Below are 18,015 nucleotides of genomic sequence, written 5' to 3'. Positions count from 1 at the left end.
GATGGGCTTGCGTCAGGATCCGGGGAACCCGGCCCGCCCCGCAGTCCTTCGAAGCGCTCGGCGTCCGCGGCTCTCGCGGCGGAAGCGGAAGCCCGTCCGGAAATAACCTCCTGTTCCCTAATAGGGGACAAGAACCCCGGTCAGAGAACTGCGCATATCACACGATCAGGGAGTCAGCTGGAACGGTTCTCCGGTGATCAGTAGTTTTTGCCCACCACGGCGGAACACACCTTCATTGCCGCCGCGGCAGACTCGGATCGACGATCGAGGAGAAGCATGCTGAAGAAGATCGGCTTCGTGACGGCCGCCATGGCGGCCGGCGCATTCCTGACCGGTGGCATCGCGGCCGCCGGCACGCCGGACGGCGACCACCACCATCACCACCACGGCGACTACGGCCACTACGACTACTACGGCCAGGTCGGCCTGGTGAACCTGAACAACACCGACGTGCTCCACAACGTCAACGGCACGCTCGGCGTGTGCGGCAACGACGTCAACGTGCTCGGCGTCCAGGTGCCGATCCACGACTCGCTCAACGGCATCGGCGTGCCGATCCTGTCGCCGGGCGGGCACGAGGCCAGCAGCGAGTCGCCGTACAACTGCGCCTCCGGCGGCGTGTCCGACGGCGGAAGCAGCCAGCACAACTGAGTTCCCGTGCCGGACCGCCCGCCGTGTGTTGCGGAAGCGGGGCACGGCACGGACGCTCGTGCGGGTGGGGCCGGTTCGGTGGACCGGTCCCACCCGGCGGCGAGGTGGATCAAGGGGCGCTCGGACGAGCGCCCCTTTTGGGTGTGTGCGGGGTCCGGTGCCGGTGCTCCATCCGGCCGAGCCGCCCTCCGAGAAAATCTCCCCCGCCGGAGTAGACATTCGGCGGCGAGTGTGTGTAGTGTTCTTCTCGTAGCGAGAGAGACAACGTCAAGCAGGCGCGGGAGAGAACGGAACTACCCGCGAGGTGAGACAAGACGGTCAGGCAGTGCGGAGCCGATCCAGGAACAAGGTTCCGGCTGGTGACCGGGAGCAGTGACCCGGGGCCGGGTTTTGTGAAGAGGTTTGACCAGGTAGTACCGGCCCCGGGAGCTTGTGTAGTCGAATGAAGTGCAGTGGCAGGACCGGTCAGGTGGCCGGAGCCGATCAGTGAACGGGGCTCCGGGCAGTGACCAGCGGCGTCAGCGTGCTGGGACCGATCAGTGGAAGGGTTCCCGGCGGTGGCGTTCGCAGCGGTAGCAGCAAGTGCAGGACCGGCAAGTGCAGTTGAAGCAAGTGCTAGTGCAGTTGAAGTACCGGTAAGTGCAGTACCCAGTAAGTGGAAAACACAGGAAAGAAGGGACGGGAACCATCATTGGATCGCCCGCAGCGGCAGAGTAGCGCCGCGCGGGTGCCGTAGTCCCATCGAGTTCGGAGGTGGTGCTCGGTCACGAATGAGCGATCCCCGCGGGATCCGGCTTCCGGCCGGACGCGGGTGCAGGACGCCGGCGGTCACGCCGGTTGACAATGGTGTAAACCCAACCCTTGAGGACCCCGGGTGCCGTGCACGGCACCCGGGGTCCTTTGTGATGCGGAGGTGGAATGATTCCTGACCAAGAAGGACCGGCCACGCCGAGCGGGGCCGACAAGTTCGACGACGAGCACTACCCGGCCTACACCATGGGCCGGGCCGCCGACATGCTCGGCACCACCCAAGGCTTCCTGCGCAGCCTCGACGAGGCGGGCCTGATCACGCCGCACCGCTCCGCCGGCGGCCACCGCCGCTACTCCCGGCACCAGCTGCGCCTGGCCGCCCGGGTGCGGGAACTGGTCGACCACGGCACCGCCGTCGACGCCGCCTGCCGCATCGTCACCCTCGAAGACCAGCTCCACGAAGCCCAGCGGCTCAACACCGAGCTCCGCGCCGCCGACTGAGTCCCCGCCTTCGACAACCGGATCGGCACGCGGCACGCACCCGCGTGCCGATCAGCGTCGGTGGTGCGGGTAATCCGGTGAACGGCCCTGGAAGGACAGGATCGCGGGGTTCCGGATCGTGCCGTCCCGGATCTCGACGGCGCGCCGGACGGTTTCGTGCTCGTCCCAGCCGGCCGGTCCGGAAAGGACCGACCGCAGGTGCGGCAGCAGCGCCTCGCTGATCTCCCACGTGGCCGAGTTCCACAGGTACGACGGGCTGTGGTCGACCCCGTAGTACGTGACGCCGTCGCCGACCGGGAACGTCGGCCGGGAGAACGTCGTCGGCCGGGCCCAGCTGAAACCCATGCCTTCGTCGCAGGAGACGTCGACGATGAGGCTGCCGGGGGCGAACGCGGCGAGGTCCTCCTCGATGAGGAAGGTCAGCGGGGCGTCGGTGTCCTGCAGCACGCAGTTGACGACGATGTCGTGCTCGGCGAGGAACCCGGCCAGCGGCACCCGGCCGTGCGCGGTGACCGCGTGGCTGCGGCGGAGATCGCCCGGGTTGTTCACGTCGTGGTCGATGTGCACCATCGTCGCGGAGTGGATCGGCGAGCCGACCGCGCTCAGGCCACGGGCGGTGAGGACGTCGACGTCGTGGACCCCGTGGGCGTTCAAGGCGGTCACCGAACCGCGCGCCGTCGCACCGAAGCCGATCACCACGGCCCGCAGCCGCCGTCCGTAGTCCCCGGTCGACCCGATCAGCTGCAGGGCGTGCAGCACCGAGCAGTAGCCGGCCAGCTCGTTGTTCTTGTGGAACACGTGCAGGCCGAACGAGCCGTCGCGCCGCCAGTGGTTCATCGCCTCGAAGGCGATCACGGTCAGCCGCCGGTCGATGGCGAGCTGGGTCAGTTCGGTGTCCTGCACGCAGTGTGGCCAGCCCCACAGCACCTGGCCGTCCCGCAGCGCGGCGACGTCCTCCCGCAGCGGCTTGGCCAGCAGGACGACGTCGCATTCGGCGGTGAGCTGCTCGCGCGTCCGCAGCCCCGCGACGACCTTCAGCAGCTGTTCGTCGGGCACGCCGAAGGGTTCGCCGTACCCGTGTTCGAGGTAGATGGTCTCCCGGAGGTCGGCGTCGATCCGGTCGAGGTGGTGCGGGTGGATCGGCAACCGCCGTTCGTTCTCCTTGCGGGAACGCGCGACGACGCCGAGGGTGAGCTGGTGCACGGTGGCCCCTTTGCTAGGACCCAGTCTTAACACACCCTCCGCAGCCATCGTGTACGCTCGGTGGTGTCCGAGAGCATTTCGTGCGCGAGTGGTCGAACCTGCGCCGTCCTCGGCCCCAATCCGGCCAGTACCAGCAGCCGGGGACGGGAGCACCGACATGCCGTCGGGCCCGAAAACCACCCTTTCCGCTCCGCCGGCCACCGAAACCCGTCTGTCGCTGAAGCCGGCGGCACCCGTCACCGGTCACGTCGACGGCGGGTGGTGGCCCCGGACCCGTGACCTGTCCGCCGAACTGCCCGCGCTGCTCACGGCGGTGGCTGCCCGGCTGGGCCGGATCGACCGGGTCACCTACCACCTCGGCGAGTGGCCGTCGTCCGGCCGCCGGATCTCCGCCGACGCCGGCGTCGTCCGGCTCGAGGGGTTCCGGTCACAGCCCGCCGGCACGCTGACGGTGATCGGCTGGGACCGGCACCGGCTGACCTTGCTGGTCGTCCCGCCGGAAACCGGCCCCGACGCCGCGCGGCACGCCCTCGCGGCCGCCGCGGACCGGGACAACACCGACGACAGCACGCGCCTGCTCGCCGCTCCGGCCGGGCAGCCCGACGGCGGCGTACCGCTGCCTGCATGAACCACGCCACCGCCGGTGGCGTACCACGAAAGGAAAACCCGATCACTACTTCCACAGTGGACAGTGCGCTGTTCAGCCACCCCGTCGCCGAAGAAGTTCGCCCCGGAGCGCTGACCGCGCCCCAGGACAGTCGCTACGGGAGCCTGTTCCTCCAGCCGGTGTACACCCCCGGCCCGCACACTGACGACGACCCCGAGCCCGGCCCGCAGTGGCGCCCCCGCGCGCAAAGCGCCCGCGCCCACGACCCGTCCGGCCGCCGCGGCCGCCGGTGAGGCTGCCCGGCGCCGGTCTGCCGCCTCGCTGAGGCGTGGCTCATCGTTCGTCGACGAGCGGGACTTCTTCCGCGGTGACGTCGGAGACGAGGGCGAACGCGGCGGCCGCTTCGGGGCGGTCCGCTATCCGCTCCCGGGCGGTTCGCAGGTGTTCGGCGGAGTCCCACCGCCAGATGCCGACCCAGGTCCGGTCGTCCGTCCGGCCCAGCCGGGCCTCGGCCAGCCCGGAGGCCACCGACCTGACGGTGGTCACCAATGTCGCGTGCCGGGCACGCACTTCGTCCGCGTCGGCGGGGTCGGCCTGGAACCGGGTGATCGCGATCAGCGCCATGACTGTAGCTCTTCTCTAGAGTTGGCTTCTAGCGAACGACTCTAGAGGTACGCTACAGGCGTGACGGATGTCAAGCGAGTGAACAAACGGGCCGAGAAGGCCCAGCAGACCCGGCAGCGCATCCTGGCCGCGGCCGCCGACCTGTTCGTCGAACACGGGTACGGCGCGACCAACCTCCAGGACGTCGCCGCGCGCGCCGAGGTGGCGGTCCAGACGATCTACTTCGTCTTCGGCAACAAGCGAACCCTGCTCAAGGAGCTCGTCGACGTCACGATCGCCGGCGACGATGAACCGGTCGCCACCATGAACCGGCCCTGGTTCCTCGACGCCCTCGCCGCCGAAACGGCCGAAGGCCAGCTGGAAGCGCACGTCGCGGGCACCAGGGCGATCCTGGACCGCGTCGCGCCCATCACCCAGATGGTGGCCGCCGCGTCCGCCACGGACGTGGAAGTCGCCCAGCTGTGGCCGAACGGCGATGCCCCGCGCTTGGAGGTCCACACGGCCGCGGCGCGAGCTCTCGTCGCCAAGCCGGGAGCCCGCGAAGGGCTCACCGCCGAGTATGCGGCCGACCTGCTGTACGCCTTGCTCAGCACCCAGTGCTACCTGCTGCTCGTCCGCGACCGCGGCTGGCCGCCGCGCCGGTGGGAGGAGTGGGCTTGCCGCACTCTGCGTGCGGAGCTGTGCTCTCCCTGACCTCGGGCGTCACCCACCGTCCGCCACCCGGGTCGACGACGAAGATCCGATGCCCCGCCGACCCCGCCGCCCAGGTGGAAACGCGGCTGCCCATCGCCATCGCGGCGGTCGCGTAGACGTCGGCGCGGGTCAGGGACGGCCCGGTGACCGTCGCCGCCGAGAACTCGACCGCCGGGGAGCCCGTGAGGGGGTCGACGATGTGCGCGCCCCGCTCCGCGGTGCCCGAGGTCGCGACCGCGAAGTCCCGGCCCGGCACCACCGTGAGGATCCGCCGCGGGGCGGCCGGGTCGCTGATCCCGACCCGCCACGGCCGGCCCGGGGCCGCCTCGCCGGCGAGCTGGACGTCGCCGCCGCCGTTGACCGCGTGGTCGCGGCTGCCGTGGCGGCGCAGCAGGCCGCTCGCCCGTTCGACCGCCCAGCCCTTGACCAGCCCGGTCGGGTCGGGCGCGCCGCGCCAGCGCGCCGTGAAGTACCCGTCCGTCTCGGCTTCGTAGCGCTCACACAGCTCGAGCACCTCCGCCACGTGCGGATCGGCGTCCGCGACCGTGAGCTCGCCCCGGTGCCAGCGGCTGAGGTCGCTGTCCGGGCGGAAGGTGCTGAACACGGCGTCGACGCGGTGCAGCCAGGCGACGACGTCGGCGAGCGCGGCGGACCAGTCGCCCGGGCCGCGGACGTCGATCGTGAAGACCGTCCCCATGCAGTGCTCGACGTGCACGGTCACGAGAGCCCCGCCTTGTCGAGGGCGCTCTGCAGGGACCGGACGTAGCCGTCGGAGGTGTAGGTCGCGCCGGAGACCGTGTCGATGTCGGCGGTGCCCGCCTGGGCGGCCTCCTGGTCGAGCTCCGGGATCGCGTACTCGTTGATCTCCTGGTCCCGCGGGTTCTCGGTCGGGTACTCGACCGCGGTGACCGACGCCAGCTTGCCGTTTTCGACGGTGATGCGGACCTGGACCGGGCCGAACCGGGTGTCGGCGGCGTCGCCGGTGACCGTGCCGCTCCCGGCGGCCGTCGTGGTGTCCCCGCCGACGGCGGCCGGCGGGGTGGCCGCCGCCGTCGTGGTGGGCTGGGTCTTGAACGACAGCAGCAGCACCAGCCCGGAGATCGTGCCGGCGAAGGCGAAGATGACCCGTTTCATGGGGAGGCCTTTCTCAGAACTCGAAGCTCTCGTGGTGGATCCGCCGCCGGGGCACCCCGGCGGCGCGCAGCTCGGCGCGCACGGCCGCGGTCATCCCGGGCGGCCCGCACAGGTAGACGTCGTGGCGGGCGAGGTCCGGCACGTGGTGGCGCAGCCGGGTCAGGGGGTCGCCGCCGAGCTGGGCGCGGCTGCCGGTGAGGATCCACAGCCCGGCGCCGCAGCCGGCCGCGAGCTGCTCGAGCTCCTCGCGGAACACGACGTCCGCCTCGCTGGTGGCGCGGTAGACGAGGGTGAGCTCACCCGGGAACGCCGGCAGGGCCTGGAACAGCGCGCGGATCGGCGTGATCCCGACGCCGCCCGCGACGAGCAGGACCTTGCGCTCGCGGCGCGCCGACGGCGTCATCGCCCCGTACGGCCCTTCGGTGACCACCCGCGTGCCCGGCTTCAGGGCGGCGAGGGCGGCGCTGTGGTCGCCGAGCGCCTTGACGGTGATCCGCATCCGGTCGGGGCGCACGGACGCCGAAAGCGAGTACGGCGCGGAAACCCACCACAGGTCCCGGGTCAGGAAGCGCCAGCGGAAGAACTGCCCGGCTTCGGCCCGCAGCTCGTCGAGGTGCCGGCCGGTGACCACGATGCTCACCACCCCGGCGGCTTCGGGGATCAGGGAATGCACGCGCAACCGGTGGCAGAACGCCTGCCGCACCGGGGTGACGAACCGGTACCACAGGATCGCGGCGCCGGCCCCGGCGTACAGGACCGACCAGGCCACGCGGGCGGTGAGGTCGTCGTCCATGAACTGGGCGCCGGTGGCGAACTGGTGGCTGAACGCCAGCGCCATGGCCAGGTAGGTGTAGAAGTGCAGGAAGTACCAGGTTTCGTAGCGCAGCCTTCGCCGGGCCGCGCGGGCGGAGCTGACGCCGACGCCGACGAGCAGCAGTCCGGCGACGGTCGCGGCGAGCACGTCCGGGTAGCTCAGCAGGAGCGTCGTGGCCTGGCCGACGACGCCGGTGTGCGCGGAAACGGCGTAGCCCCACGTGATGAGCAGCCCGTGCGCGACGACGAGCGAGACGACGTACCGCCCGCCCATCGCGTGCCAGCGGGCCAGCCGGTCGGCACCGATGCCGCGTTCCAGCGGCGGGATCCGCGCCATCAGCGTCACGAGCACGACGAAGCCGTACCCGGCGAGCAGGCCGGTGATCCGCCCGGCGTTGGTCAGCCAGTCGCCGAGCCCGTGCACCGACGGCGTCCCGGCCCACCAGAGGCCGAGCGCGGCGAGCGCGCCCGCCGCGACCACCGCGAGGACGGCACCCGGCCGGGCGCGGGCCGGCGGCAGGGCCGCGGCCGGAGCGGGCGGGCCCGCGATCTCCCGGACGGGAGCGGGGTGCAGAGAGGTCATGCCTTCTTTGTCCGGCACGAACCTGTACCGGGCTTGGGCGGTTCCTGTGAGCAGGCTTTGACGCCGGGTTGCTTCCGGACGCACCGCGCCGGGCCGCCGTGACCGCTTGACCGTCCCTTGTGGAAGGTGCGCGGACGGAGCGGTCCCGCCCGCGCACCCCGGTCCAGCCGAGCGGGCAGCCGACGTCCGGGCACAGCGTTGGTTCCGGTGCGGCTGCCCGGGAAGCCGGACGTCGCCGAGCCGGCCGGGGCCAGGGTCCCGTTCCGGCTCGCGTTGGTCGCCGGGTGGGGGAGTGGTCGGCGGCGAGGTGGGGAGCCGAGCGCCGCGGCACGGCCGGGTACCAACGGTCGGCCATCTTGCGCACCGGGGTGGCGACCGAGCGCGCGGGCGGGGTGTTCCCGCCCGCGCACCCCGGTTCAGCCGGGCGGACCGACGACGGCGAGCGCGAAAGCCCGGCGTGGCCGGGTTTTCCTCATGGCGTCACGCTCAGGAGATGCGCCTTGAAGCCTTCGCCATAGGTGCTCGTGGGCGTCCCGGCGTAGTCCTGGATGAGCACGTTGCCGCCGCTGCAGCCCCACGGGTTCCACGTCCAGGCGGTGTAGCCGAGCCGGTGGGCGTCGAGCCACGCCGTCACCTGGTCGAGGTAGTCGTGCGCGCACGAGTCCTGGCCGATCTCGCCGGCGTGCACCGGCACCTGCGCGGCGACCGCGCCGATCTGGCTGTCCCAGCAGGCGGAGGTCTTGCAGGCGTTGAAGTTGTACGAGTGCCACGAGGCGACGACGTTGTTCAGCGGGTCGATCGGCCGGTAGGCCAGCCACTGGGACAGGTCGTTGGTCCAGGTGAGCCCGGCGGACATGACGACGTTGGCGGCGCCGGTCGCGCGGACCGCGTCGAGGAGGTCCTGCATGCCGGCCACCTCGTAGCCGATCCCGGCGCACGTCCCGCCGTCGCGCAGGCAGCGCCACTCGGCGGCCGCGTCCGCCCAGTTGTCGGCCGCGTCCGGGTAGGGCTCGTTGAACAGGTCGAAGACGACGGCGTCGTTGCCCTTGAACGCGGTCGCGACCTGCGTCCAGAAGGCCGGCGTGTACTGCATGCTCGGCATCGGTTTCTGGCAGGTCGCGGTGGCGTCCGGGCAGGCCGAGATGTTGCCGGTGTACTGCCCGTGCGTCCAGTGCAGGTCGAGGATCGGGTTGAGGCCGTTCGCGACGAGCAGGCCGACGTAGTCCTTGACCGCCTGCTGGTAGGCGGGCCCGCTGGGCGAGCCGGACAGGCCCAGCCAGCAGTCCTCGTTCAGCGGGATCCGGACCGCGCGGATGTGCCAGGCCTTCATCGCGTCGACGGACGCCTGGTCGACCGGGCCGCTGTCCCACATGCCCTTGCCCTGCACGCAGGCGAACTCGCCGCTGGAGCGGTTGACGCCGAGCAGCCGGTAGGCCGTCCCGCCGGCGGTCAGCTGGTTCCCGGACACCCGCAGGGCGGGCGCGGGACCGCTCGACGGCGGTGGATCGGTCGGCGGGACGCCGGTGCAGGCGGCGCCGTTGACCGCGAAGTCCGCCGGCGCTCCGGTGCTGCCGCCGGAGGCGAAGTTCGCGCCCGGCTGGACGCTGCCCCCGGCGGGGATGGTGCCGTTCCAGGCCGCGTTGCGGACGGTGACCTGCTTGCCGGACTGGGACCAGACGCCGTTCCAGCCCTGTTGCAGGGTCTGGCCGCCGGGGTAGGAGTAGGTGAGGGTCCAGCCGTCGACCGCCGCCGTGCCGAGGTTGGCGATCGTGACGGTGGCGCTGAAGCCGGAGCCCCAGTCGTTCGTGGTGTAGCCGACCCGGCAGGCGAACGCCGTGGCCGTGGCGCTCGCCCCGGAGACCGGCGCCGCCGACAGCGTCGCGGCCGCGAAAACGCCCGCGACGACGAGGAGTTTCTTCAGTGACATACCCATGGCACTCCCTTGTGCACGTGAACCGATGCCTCTGGGAGCGCTCCCAAGTACGTTACAGTTGTGGTTGCCGGGGCGCGTGTCAATCGCCGGGCCGGGCCGCCGTGGCGAATTCACCCGCCTGCCGCCGGGCCGTCAGCCCGGTGGCGCAGCACTGGGCGCCGCCGCGGTCACGAACCGTGGCGGCGTCAGGCCCTCTTCTTCATCAGTGCGGAGAGGTCGACAACCTGGTCGCCCGGCGGCTCCGAGAACAGGTCCGGCGGCGGCGTGGCCGGGGAAGCTGTCGGGCGAAGGTCACGTTCCGGGCGGCGTCAGCCGAGCGTGACGTCCAGCGCGCGGTTCGGGACCGCGTCGAGGGCGGCGAGCGTGGTCTCGTCGAGCACGATGCCGCCGGCGGCGACGTTCGCCTCGAGGTGCTCGGCGTTCGCGGTGCCGGGGATCAGGTGCACGTTCGGGGCGTGGTGGAGCAGCCAGGCCAGCCCGATCTGCGACGGCGTGCGGTTCAGGGCGTGCGCGGTCTCGTGCACCACCGGCTCGTCGGTCACCTTCGGCAGACCGGGGAACGCGCCGCCGAGCGGGAAGAACGGCACCCAGGCGATGTTCTCGGCGCGGCAGAGGGCGAGCAGGTCCTCGTCGTCGCGGCCGACGAGGCTGTAGGCGTTCTGCACGCAGGCGATGCCGGCCGGGAGAGCCCGGCGCAGGACGTCGAGGGTGACGCTGCTGAGCCCGATCGCGCCGATCTTGCCTTCGTCGCGCAGGGCCGTCATCACGGCGAGCTGGTCGTCGAGGTCGACCACCTGGTCGCCTTCGGCCAGCAGGCCCGGCAGGGTGTCGAGGCGGCGCAGGTTCACCAGCGGGATCCGGTCGAGGCCGAGGCTCCTGAGGTTGTCCTCGACGCTCGCGCGCAGTTCGCGGGGCCGCTGCGCGGAGCGGAGCGGGATCGGGCCGCCGGGGTCGGGGTCGGCGCCGACCTTGCTGGCGATGAGGACGTCGTCGTCGGGCCGGATCGCCTCCCGGAGGAGCCCGTTGACGAAGCCGTCGCCGTAGAACTCGGCGGTGTCGACGTGGTCGACGCCGAGTTCGACCGCGCGGCGCAGGAGGGCGAGGGCCGCGGGGCGGTCGTCGTGCAGGCGGCTCAGCTGCATCGCGCCGTACCCGACGCGGGAGACGGTGCGGCCGGCGAGCGGGCCGGCCCCTCCGGGACGCTGTTCGGCAGAAATCATGGCAAGCCCGCTTCCGTGCGATGATGACGGTGAAGCGGAGGAACCTCCGCTAAGTCGACCGTAGCACAACCGGAGGTGCCTCCGTTTTGCCTGAACCGTCGCCGGGCCGCCCGGTGCGCTCCGACGCGCGCCGCAACCGCGAGAAGCTCGTCGCGGTCGCGCGGGCCGCCTTCGCCGCCGCCGACGGCACCGTCACGCTCGAAGCCATCGCCCGCGAGGCCGGCGTCGGGATCGGCACGCTCTACCGCCACTTCCCGACCCGCGAAGAGCTCGTCGAAGCCGTCTACGCGGCCGAACTCGACGACCTCACCGCAAGCGCCCCCGCGTTGCTCGAACAGTGCCCGCCCGAGCGCGCCCTCCGCGCCTGGATGGACCGCTACGGGGCGTTCATCGAAACCAAACGCGGGATGGCCGACGTCCTGCGCGCGAGCTTGGCTTCGGGCCGCATCGCGACACCCGTGACGCGGCGGCGCATCACCGCCGCGATCGGGGCGATCCTCGATGCCGGGGCCCGTTCGGGCACGCTGCGCGCCGACGCCGATCCCGAGGACGTCACCACGCTGCTGCTCGGCGTGTTCCTTGCCACGGCGGCCGGTCCCGCCCCCGAGCAGCTGGGGCGGCTCTTCGACCTCGTCGTCGACGCGGTGAGACCTGGCTCGCGTGCGGAATGAAACAGGCTCCCGGAGCCTTCCAGCCTGCGTGAAGAAGATTGGTTTCCTGTCGTTCGGCCACTGGTCGGCGAGCGCGCACTCCGAGACGCGGTCCGCCGCCGACTTCCTGCACCAGTCGATCGACCTCGCGGTCGCGGCCGAGGAGCTCGGCGTGGACGGCGCCTACTTCCGCGTGCACCACTTCGCGCGGCAGGCGGCCAGCCCGTTCCCGCTGCTCTCGGCGATCGGGGCGCGCACCTCGAAGATCGAGATCGGCACCGGCGTCATCGACATGCGCTACGAGAACCCGCTGTACATGATCGAGGACGCGGGCGCCGCCGACCTCATCTCCGGCGGCCGGCTCCAGCTCGGCATCAGCCGGGGGTCCCCCGAGCAGGTGATCGAGGGCTGGCGGTACTTCGGGTACGCCCCCGGCGAGGGCGAGACCGACGCCGACATGGCCCGGCAGCACACCGAGGTGTTCCTCAAGCTGCTCGAGGGGGAGGGGTTCGCCCAGCCGAACCCGCGGCCGATGTTCGCCAACCCGCCGGGCCTGCTGCGGCTCGAACCGCACTCCGAAGGCCTGCGCGAGCGCATCTGGTGGGGCTCCGGCTCGAACGCGACCGGCGTCTGGGCCGCGAAGCTGGGCATGAACCTGCAGAGCTCGACCCTGAAGGACGACGAGACGGGCGAGCCGCTGCACGTCCAGCAGCGCAAGCAGATCGAGGCCTACCGCGAAGCGTGGACGGAGGCGGGCCACGCGCGCGAGCCGCGCGTTTCGGTCAGCCGCAGCATCTTCGCGCTGACCAACGACCTCGACCGCGCCTACTTCGGCCGCGACCGCCACTCGCGCGACCAGGTCGGCATGATCGACGAAAACACCAGGGCGATCTTCGGGCGCTCGTACGCCGCCGAGCCCGACGAGCTGGTCCGCGAGCTCAAGGAGGACGAGGCCGTCCAGGCCGCGGACACCCTGCTGCTGACCATCCCGAACCAGCTGGGCGTCGACTACAACGTCCACGTGCTGGAGAGCATCCTCACCCACGTGGCGCCGGAACTCGGCTGGCGCTGAGGGGAGCAGGCCCGGTGGCGGCCGGGCCGCTTCCGCTCAGCCGTGGGTGACGTTCAGGCCGTAGAACGCGACCCGGGCGCCCTTCGTCGTGCTGTCCGAAGAGGACTGGTTGTACGAGCCCGCCTTGAAGTACTGCTTGTACGGCTTGAACGACGACGGGATGCCGTAGTGCGTGGTGCTGCCGTTGACCGTGAGGTCGATCGTGTTGCCGCCGGAAATGCCGATCGTGTAGGTCCACGTCTTGCCGAGCGAGACGTGGCCGACGGTGTGCGGCGTCTGGCCGCCGTCGGGGGAGTTCTCCGTGCCCAGCACGATGTCGCCGCTCGCCCGGTAGTACAGCTCCAGCAGGGGTTTCGTCGACAACCCGCCGGTGCCGAGGTGCACCTGGCCCACGCACACGTTCGACGTCACCGACACCACCCGCAAGGTGGCGCTCAGCTTGTGCGACCCGCTCAGCGACCAGTTCGCGGCCGACCCGTCGCGGTTCATCTCGCGCAGCTCCGACCGCGCGTAGTTCGAGTTCGGCGTCGTCACGCCCTTTTCCGGCGCCCAGAAGGTCATCGCGCCGTCGCGGGTGTCGGTGTAGAAGTAGCTGTCCTGGAAGCCGTTCGGCCCCTGCAGCCGGGACGACGAGATCGTGGTCGGCTTGCCCGGCGAGCCGACCGGCTCCTGCAGCTGCCAGATCGACAGGTCGAAGTTGCCGCCCGGCGCCACGGACGGATCGGCGGCCAGCGCGGGGGACGCGGTGACCGCGGCCAGCGCCGGGACCGCCAGGAGGACGAGCAAGGCACGCACACGCATCGTTGGGTGTCCTTTCGCGGTGGGGACACTGCACCATTCGTTCACGGAGGTGAATAAATGGTCTGGACAACCCGGCGGCGTGGACCCACGGTAGGACGGCGATCACCCGTTGTCAAGATCGCCGCGGACGCGAACGGGCCCGGCCGATCGGGAGGATCGGCCGGGCCCGTCGGCTTACCGGATCAGGCGAGGTCGAAGCGGTCGAGCTCCATGACCTTCGTCCACGCCGCGACGAAGTCGGCCACGAACTTCTCGCGGGCGTCTTCGCTGGCGTAGACCTCCGAGAGGGCGCGCAGCTGCGAGTTCGAGCCGAAGACGAGGTCGACCGCCGTGGCGGTCCACTTCAGCTCGTCGGTCGCCACGTCGCGGATCTCGTAGACGTTCTCCTCGGACTCCGACACCTTCCACCGGGTGCCCGGCGCGAGCAGGTTGGCGAAGAAGTCGTTGGTCAGCACGCCCGGCTTGTCGGTGAGGACACCGTGCGCGGCCCCGCCGTGGTTGGTCCCGAGCGAGCGCAGGCCACCGACCAGGACGGTCATCTCCGGCGCGGACAGGCCGAGCATGTAGGCGCGCTCGACGAGCAGCACCTCCGGCTGCAGCTTCTCGCCGGAGCGCAGGTAGTTGCGGAACCCGTCGGCGCGCGGCTCCATCACCTTGAAGGAGTCGACGTCGGTCTGCTCCTGCGAGGCGTCGGTGCGGCCCGGGTGGAACGGCACGGTCACCTCGACGCCCGCGTCACGCGCGGCCTTCTCGACGGCGGCCGAGCCGGCCAGCACGATGAGGTCGGCGAGCGAGACCTTCGCGCCGCCCGCCTCGTTGAACTCGCGCTGGATGCCCTCGAGGGTCTCCAGGACCTTGCCGAGCTGCTCGGGCTGGTTGACCTCCCAGTTGCGCTGCGGCTCCAGGCGGATCCGGGCGCCGTTCGCGCCACCGCGCTTGTCGGTGGAGCGGAAGCTCGCGGCCGACGCCCACGCGGTCGACACCAGCTCGGAGACCGAAAGGCCGGACTCGAGCACCTTCGCCTTGAGGGCGGCGATGTCGGCGTCGCCCACCAGGCCGCCCTCGACGGCCGGCACCGGGTCCTGCCACAGCTGCGGCTCGGCGACCCACGGGCCGAGGAAGCGGCTGACCGGGCCCATGTCGCGGTGCAGCAGCTTGTACCAGGCCTTGGCGAACGCCAGCGCGAACTCGTCCGGGTGCTCCAGGAACCGGCGGGAGATCGGGCCGTAGACCGGGTCGAAGCGCAGCGACAGGTCCGTCGTGAGCATCGTCGGCTTGTGCTTCTTGTTCGGGTCGTACGGGTCCGGGATGATCTCCGGGGCGTCCTTGGCGACGTACTGCTTGCCGCCGCCGGGGCTCGTGGTGAGCTCCCACTCGTAGCCGAACAGGATCTCGAAGAAGCGGTTGCTCCACTCGGTCGGCTTGTCGGTCCAGGTGACCTCGAGCCCGCTGGTGATCGTGTCGGCGCCCTTGCCGGAGCCGTGCGTGCTCAGCCAGCCGAGGCCCTGCGTCTCGATCGGGGCACCCTCGGGCTCCGGGCCCACGTGGTCATCGGCGACGCCGGCGCCGTGGGTCTTGCCGAAGGTGTGGCCGCCGGCGATGAGGGCGACGGTCTCTTCGTCGTTCATCGCCATCCGGGCGAAGGTCTCGCGGATGAAGTGCGCCGCCGCCTCGAAGTCCGCGCTGCCGCGGGGACCCTCGGGGTTGACGTAGATGAGGCCCATCTCGGTCGCGCCGACCTCGGGCGCCATCTCCGAGTCGCTGACGTAGCGCTCGTCACCCAGCCAGTCGTCCTCCGGGCCCCAGATGATCTCCTCGGGCTCCCAGACGTCTTCGCGGCCGAAGCCGAAGCCGAAGGTCTTGAAGCCCATCGACTCCAGAGCGACGTTGCCGGCGAGCACGAGCAGGTCGGCCCACGAGATCTTCTGGCCGTACTTCTGCTTGACCGGCCACAGCAGGCGGCGGGCCTTGTCGAGGTTGGCGTTGTCGGGCCAGCTGTTGAGCGGGGCGAAGCGCTGGCTGCCGTCCCCGGCGCCGCCGCGGCCGTCGTGGATGCGGTAGGTGCCCGCCGCGTGCCAGCTCATCCGGATCATCAGGCCGCCGTAGTGGCCGAAGTCGGCGGGCCACCAGTCCTGCGAGGTGGTGAGCACCTCGGTGATGTCCCGCTTGAGCGCCTCGACGTCGAGCTTGGCGAATTCCTTGGCGTAGCTGAAGTTCTCGCCGAGCGGGTTGCCCTTGGCAGAGTGGGCGTGCAGCACGGACAGGTCGAGCTGGTTCGGCCACCAGTCCTTGTTCGTGCGCGGACGTCCGCCCGTCTTCGGCTGCGGCGAGTCGATCGCCGGGTTCTCGCTCTCGCTGCCGTGCGAGGTCACCGAATCGTGCGCGACCGGGCAACCGGCCGCCGCCTTCTTGTCCACGCCCTGCGCGCTGGACGGGGCGTTGTCCTGGGTGGAGCTCATTTACTTCCTTCCGGGAGCGGCGAATCTTTTCGGGGGCGTTCGGCCGCGCATCCGGGGCAGGTGCCCCAGTAGACGACCTCCGCCTGGTCGATCACGAAACCGTGGTCGTCCGAAGCGGTGAGACAGGGGGTGTGGCCGACGGCGCAGTCGACATCGGCTATCGCCCCGCACGAACGGCACACGACATGGTGGTGGTTGTCACCCACCCGTGCCTCGTAGCGGGCGTTCGCGCCGGCCGGCTGGATCCGCCGGATCAGCCCGGTGTCGGTGAGCGCCCGCAACACGTCGTAGATCGTCTGGTGCGACACCGTCGGGTGTTCGGCCCGCACCAGGTCGATCACCGTCTCGGTGTCGACGTGGGGATGGTCGCGCAGCGCGGCCAGCACGGCCAGCCGGGGCCGGGTGACCCGCAGCGAGACCTCCCGCAGTTGTGCTTCGAAGTCCGACATCACCGGCGACCCTAAGGCCTTTTCTGGAATGGGTCAAGTTATCGGCCGGGCGAGCCGGCCCTCCGGGGTTCACGCTGAGTCAGCGGCACGATTAGGCTCCCGGGCATGCCGGACACGCAGTACGAAGACCTGCTCCGCCACGTGCTCGACACGGGCGCCCGCAAGGAGGACCGCACCGGGACGGGCACGCGGTCGATCTTCGGGCACCAGCTGCGCTACCGGCTGTCCGACGGGTTCCCGCTGATCACGACGAAGAAGGTCCACTTCCGCTCGATCGCGTACGAACTGCTGTGGTTCCTCCGCGGCGACGGGAACGTGAAGTGGCTGCAGGAGAACGGCGTCACGATCTGGGACGAGTGGGCGGCGCCGGACGGGGACCTCGGCCCGGTCTACGGCGTGCAGTGGCGGTCGTGGCCGACCCCGGACGGGGGACACGTCGACCAGCTCGGCGAGGTGCTGCGCACGCTGCGCGAGAACCCCGACTCCCGCCGGATCATCGTCTCCGCGTGGAACGTCGCCGACATCCCGCGCATGGCGCTGCCGCCGTGCCACGCGTTCTTCCAGTTCTACGTCGCCGGCGGGGAGCTGTCCTGCCAGCTCTACCAGCGGAGCGCGGACCTGTTCCTCGGCGTGCCGTTCAACATCGCGAGCTACGCGCTGCTGACGCACATGATCGCCGAGCAGGTCGGCCTCGGCGTCGGCGACTTCGTCTGGACGGGCGGGGACTGCCACATCTACGACAACCACACCGAGCAGGTCCGCACGCAGCTCGCGCGCGAGCCCCGGCCGTTCCCCACGCTGAGCCTGAAGCCGGCGGAAAGCCTGTTCGACTACACCTACGAGCACCTCGCGCTCGACGGCTACGACCCGCACCCGGGCATCAAGGCGCCGGTGGCGGTGTGATCGGGCTGGTCTGGGCGCAGTCGGCCAACGGCGTCATCGGCCGCGACGGCACGCTGCCGTGGCACCTGCCGGAGGACCTGAAGCACTTCCGCACCCTGACCGCGGGCGCGAGCGTGCTCATGGGCCGCCGCACCTGGGAGTCGCTGCCGCCGCGGTTCCGGCCGCTGCCGGGCCGGCGCAACCTCGTGCTGTCGCGCACGCCCCAGGACGGCGTGGAGACGTTCCCCGGCCTGCCGGAGGCGCTCGCCACGGTGTCCGGGGACGGCTGGGTGATCGGCGGCGCGGCGGTGTACCGGGCGGCCCTGCCCTTCGCCGACCGGATCGTGGTCACCGAGCTCCGGGAGTCCTTCGACGGGGACACGCACGCACCGGACGTGGGCCGTCCGCCCGACTCCACCGGGGAGTGGCAGGAGTCGGCGACGGGGCTGCACTACCGGTTCCTGACCTGGAACTGACGCCGCGCCGGGCCCGGCCGGGCGAAGCGCCCGGCGGTCGGTCACCATGAAGCGGTGTCTCAGCCCCTGACCTCCTCGAACCCGGCCGGCCCCGGCCTGCTGTACCTGGTGAAGCAGCTCGAGCTCGCCGTGCGCGCCCGCCTGGACGAGGTGCTCCGGCCCGTCGCGCTCACGCCGCTGCAGTACACCGCGCTGACCGTGCTGGAGCGGCGGTCGGGCCTCACCACCGCGGAGCTGGCGCGGAACTCGTTCGTCACCGACCAGGCGATGGCCGACATGGTCGTCGCGCTCGAGCGGCGGGGCTTCATCGCGCGCGACGGCGACCCGCGGGACCGGCGGCGGCGGGTGATCCGGCTGACCGGCCCCGGTGAGGAGGTCCTCGGCCGGGTCCGCGACGACGTCGTCGCGCTCGAACAGCGGATGGTCTCCGGGCTGGCACCGCGCGACGCGGCCCGGTTCCGCGAGTACGTCGTCGCGTGTCACGCGACGCTGTCGGACCGGCCCTCGCACTGAC

Annotated in this window: 20 protein-coding genes; 10 read left to right on the top strand and 10 right to left on the bottom strand. The window is 71.3% G+C overall.

The annotated features are described in order from the left end of the window. Window positions 1-276 precede the first annotated feature (276 nt). Together ACH54P_RS09035 and ACH54P_RS09030 are read left to right on the top strand one after the other, a co-directional pair. The gene (locus ACH54P_RS09035; protein WP_489911887.1) at window positions 277-651 is read left to right on the top strand and encodes a hypothetical protein; all 375 of its coding nucleotides are present in this window, start codon (window positions 277-279) and stop codon (window positions 649-651) included. Between the two features lie 918 nt (window positions 652-1,569). Then, the gene (locus tag ACH54P_RS09030; RefSeq protein ID WP_489911886.1) at window positions 1,570-1,902 is read left to right on the top strand and encodes a helix-turn-helix domain-containing protein; all 333 of its coding nucleotides are present in this window, start codon (window positions 1,570-1,572) and stop codon (window positions 1,900-1,902) included. A gap of 51 nt (window positions 1,903-1,953) precedes the next feature. Here ACH54P_RS09030 and ACH54P_RS09025 read toward each other — a convergent pair whose 3' ends face one another. Further along, entirely contained in the window at window positions 1,954-3,105 is a 1,152-nt protein-coding gene (locus ACH54P_RS09025) for a N(5)-(carboxyethyl)ornithine synthase (protein ID WP_489911885.1), read from the bottom strand. A gap of 157 nt (window positions 3,106-3,262) precedes the next feature. Here ACH54P_RS09025 and ACH54P_RS09020 point away from each other — a divergent pair, with 157 nt between their 5' ends. Both ACH54P_RS09020 and ACH54P_RS09015 read left to right on the top strand, forming a co-directional pair. Further along, window positions 3,263-3,733, top strand: a complete 471-nt coding sequence (locus ACH54P_RS09020) for a DUF5994 family protein (protein WP_489911884.1) — start codon at window positions 3,263-3,265, stop codon at window positions 3,731-3,733. After that, the gene (locus ACH54P_RS09015; RefSeq protein ID WP_489911883.1) at window positions 3,730-4,005 is read left to right on the top strand and encodes a hypothetical protein; all 276 of its coding nucleotides are present in this window, start codon (window positions 3,730-3,732) and stop codon (window positions 4,003-4,005) included. Before ACH54P_RS09020 ends, ACH54P_RS09015 begins: the two co-directional genes overlap by 4 nt. 40 nt (window positions 4,006-4,045) lie before the next feature. On the opposite strand, the gene ACH54P_RS09010 is transcribed toward ACH54P_RS09015, so the two are convergent. Then, entirely contained in the window at window positions 4,046-4,336 is a 291-nt protein-coding gene (locus tag ACH54P_RS09010; protein WP_489911882.1) for an antibiotic biosynthesis monooxygenase, read from the bottom strand. 60 nt (window positions 4,337-4,396) lie between these two features. Between ACH54P_RS09010 and ACH54P_RS09005 the strand changes: the two genes are divergently transcribed. Continuing rightward, on the top strand, window positions 4,397-5,029 hold the full coding sequence (locus tag ACH54P_RS09005; protein ID WP_489911881.1) for a TetR/AcrR family transcriptional regulator: 633 nt from the start codon (window positions 4,397-4,399) through the stop codon (window positions 5,027-5,029). Here ACH54P_RS09005 and ACH54P_RS09000 read toward each other — a convergent pair. The 5 genes from ACH54P_RS09000 to ACH54P_RS08980 all read right to left on the bottom strand — a co-directional run bounded on the left by ACH54P_RS09000 (window position 4,923) and on the right by ACH54P_RS08980 (window position 10,712). Beyond that, window positions 4,923-5,750 carry an FAD:protein FMN transferase gene (locus ACH54P_RS09000; protein WP_489911880.1) on the bottom strand — a complete coding sequence of 276 codons (828 nt, stop codon included), beginning with the start codon at window positions 5,748-5,750 and terminating at the stop codon, window positions 4,923-4,925. The genes ACH54P_RS09005 and ACH54P_RS09000 overlap by 107 nt on opposite strands. Beyond that, window positions 5,747-6,163, bottom strand: coding sequence for an FMN-binding protein (locus ACH54P_RS08995; protein WP_489911879.1), 417 nt, complete (start codon window positions 6,161-6,163; stop codon window positions 5,747-5,749). The genes ACH54P_RS09000 and ACH54P_RS08995 overlap by 4 nt, the downstream gene beginning before the upstream one ends. A gap of 13 nt (window positions 6,164-6,176) precedes the next feature. Continuing rightward, window positions 6,177-7,559, bottom strand: a complete 1,383-nt coding sequence (locus ACH54P_RS08990) for a ferredoxin reductase family protein (protein WP_489911878.1) — start codon at window positions 7,557-7,559, stop codon at window positions 6,177-6,179. A gap of 472 nt (window positions 7,560-8,031) precedes the next feature. Beyond that, window positions 8,032-9,492, bottom strand: coding sequence for a cellulose binding domain-containing protein (locus tag ACH54P_RS08985; RefSeq protein ID WP_489911877.1), 1,461 nt, complete (start codon window positions 9,490-9,492; stop codon window positions 8,032-8,034). A 308-nt stretch (window positions 9,493-9,800) separates the two neighbouring features. Beyond that, window positions 9,801-10,712 carry an aldo/keto reductase gene (locus ACH54P_RS08980; protein WP_489911876.1) on the bottom strand — a complete coding sequence of 304 codons (912 nt, stop codon included), beginning with the start codon at window positions 10,710-10,712 and terminating at the stop codon, window positions 9,801-9,803. An 86-nt stretch (window positions 10,713-10,798) separates the two neighbouring features. Here ACH54P_RS08980 and ACH54P_RS08975 point away from each other — a divergent pair, with 86 nt between their 5' ends. Both ACH54P_RS08975 and ACH54P_RS08970 read left to right on the top strand, forming a co-directional pair. Then, window positions 10,799-11,383 (top strand): TetR/AcrR family transcriptional regulator, encoded by a 585-nt coding sequence (locus tag ACH54P_RS08975; protein ID WP_489911875.1) that lies wholly within the window; start codon window positions 10,799-10,801, stop codon window positions 11,381-11,383. 28 nt (window positions 11,384-11,411) lie between these two features. Continuing rightward, window positions 11,412-12,434 carry an LLM class flavin-dependent oxidoreductase gene (locus tag ACH54P_RS08970; RefSeq protein ID WP_489911874.1) on the top strand — a complete coding sequence of 341 codons (1,023 nt, stop codon included), beginning with the start codon at window positions 11,412-11,414 and terminating at the stop codon, window positions 12,432-12,434. Window positions 12,435-12,470: 36 nt separating this feature from the next. On the opposite strand, the gene ACH54P_RS08965 is transcribed toward ACH54P_RS08970, so the two are convergent. From ACH54P_RS08965 to ACH54P_RS08955, 3 genes are all read right to left on the bottom strand, one after another. Then, window positions 12,471-13,235 (bottom strand): polysaccharide lyase family 7 protein, encoded by a 765-nt coding sequence (locus ACH54P_RS08965; RefSeq protein WP_489911873.1) that lies wholly within the window; start codon window positions 13,233-13,235, stop codon window positions 12,471-12,473. Between the two features lie 182 nt (window positions 13,236-13,417). Further along, complete coding sequence (katG, locus tag ACH54P_RS08960; protein WP_489911872.1) at window positions 13,418-15,694, bottom strand: catalase/peroxidase HPI; 2,277 nt, start codon at window positions 15,692-15,694, stop codon at window positions 13,418-13,420. After that, entirely contained in the window at window positions 15,691-16,143 is a 453-nt protein-coding gene (locus ACH54P_RS08955; RefSeq protein WP_489911871.1) for a Fur family transcriptional regulator, read from the bottom strand. The genes katG and ACH54P_RS08955 overlap by 4 nt, the downstream gene beginning before the upstream one ends. A gap of 105 nt (window positions 16,144-16,248) precedes the next feature. Between ACH54P_RS08955 and ACH54P_RS08950 the strand changes: the two genes are divergently transcribed. From ACH54P_RS08950 to ACH54P_RS08940, 3 genes are read left to right on the top strand one after another with little or no spacing between them, the layout of a single operon-like run. Continuing rightward, the gene (locus tag ACH54P_RS08950; RefSeq protein ID WP_489911870.1) at window positions 16,249-17,046 is read left to right on the top strand and encodes a thymidylate synthase; all 798 of its coding nucleotides are present in this window, start codon (window positions 16,249-16,251) and stop codon (window positions 17,044-17,046) included. After that, window positions 17,043-17,501 carry a dihydrofolate reductase gene (locus ACH54P_RS08945; RefSeq protein WP_489911869.1) on the top strand — a complete coding sequence of 153 codons (459 nt, stop codon included), beginning with the start codon at window positions 17,043-17,045 and terminating at the stop codon, window positions 17,499-17,501. The genes ACH54P_RS08950 and ACH54P_RS08945 overlap by 4 nt, the downstream gene beginning before the upstream one ends. A gap of 54 nt (window positions 17,502-17,555) precedes the next feature. Then, window positions 17,556-18,014: a MarR family winged helix-turn-helix transcriptional regulator gene (locus ACH54P_RS08940; protein ID WP_489911868.1), complete on the top strand. Its 459-nt coding sequence runs from the start codon at window positions 17,556-17,558 to the stop codon at window positions 18,012-18,014. Window position 18,015 lies beyond the last annotated feature (1 nt).

This window comes from Amycolatopsis sp. N2S4-7 (assembly GCF_058119595.1).
The sequence above is the reverse complement of the archived record's forward strand: the minus strand, read 5'-3'. Positions and strand labels throughout refer to the sequence as shown.

Excerpts from the sequence above, each read along its gene's own strand:
- ACH54P_RS09015 (WP_489911883.1), top strand. The coding sequence starts at position 3,730 with ATGAACCACGCCACCGCCGGTGGCGTACCACGAAAGGAAAACCCGATC.
- ACH54P_RS08950 (WP_489911870.1), top strand. The coding sequence starts at position 16,249 with ATGCCGGACACGCAGTACGAAGACCTGCTCCGCCACGTGCTCGACACG.
- ACH54P_RS08965 (WP_489911873.1), bottom strand. The coding sequence starts at position 13,235 with ATGCGTGTGCGTGCCTTGCTCGTCCTCCTGGCGGTCCCGGCGCTGGCC.
- ACH54P_RS09020 (WP_489911884.1), top strand. The coding sequence starts at position 3,263 with ATGCCGTCGGGCCCGAAAACCACCCTTTCCGCTCCGCCGGCCACCGAA.
- ACH54P_RS08980 (WP_489911876.1), bottom strand. The coding sequence starts at position 10,712 with ATGATTTCTGCCGAACAGCGTCCCGGAGGGGCCGGCCCGCTCGCCGGC.
- ACH54P_RS09035 (WP_489911887.1), top strand. The coding sequence starts at position 277 with ATGCTGAAGAAGATCGGCTTCGTGACGGCCGCCATGGCGGCCGGCGCA.
- ACH54P_RS09010 (WP_489911882.1), bottom strand. The coding sequence starts at position 4,336 with ATGGCGCTGATCGCGATCACCCGGTTCCAGGCCGACCCCGCCGACGCG.
- ACH54P_RS08955 (WP_489911871.1), bottom strand. The coding sequence starts at position 16,143 with ATGTCGGACTTCGAAGCACAACTGCGGGAGGTCTCGCTGCGGGTCACC.
- ACH54P_RS08985 (WP_489911877.1), bottom strand. The coding sequence starts at position 9,492 with ATGGGTATGTCACTGAAGAAACTCCTCGTCGTCGCGGGCGTTTTCGCG.
- ACH54P_RS08990 (WP_489911878.1), bottom strand. The coding sequence starts at position 7,559 with ATGACCTCTCTGCACCCCGCTCCCGTCCGGGAGATCGCGGGCCCGCCC.
- ACH54P_RS09030 (WP_489911886.1), top strand. The coding sequence starts at position 1,570 with ATGATTCCTGACCAAGAAGGACCGGCCACGCCGAGCGGGGCCGACAAG.
- katG (WP_489911872.1), bottom strand. The coding sequence starts at position 15,694 with ATGAGCTCCACCCAGGACAACGCCCCGTCCAGCGCGCAGGGCGTGGAC.
- ACH54P_RS08995 (WP_489911879.1), bottom strand. The coding sequence starts at position 6,163 with ATGAAACGGGTCATCTTCGCCTTCGCCGGCACGATCTCCGGGCTGGTG.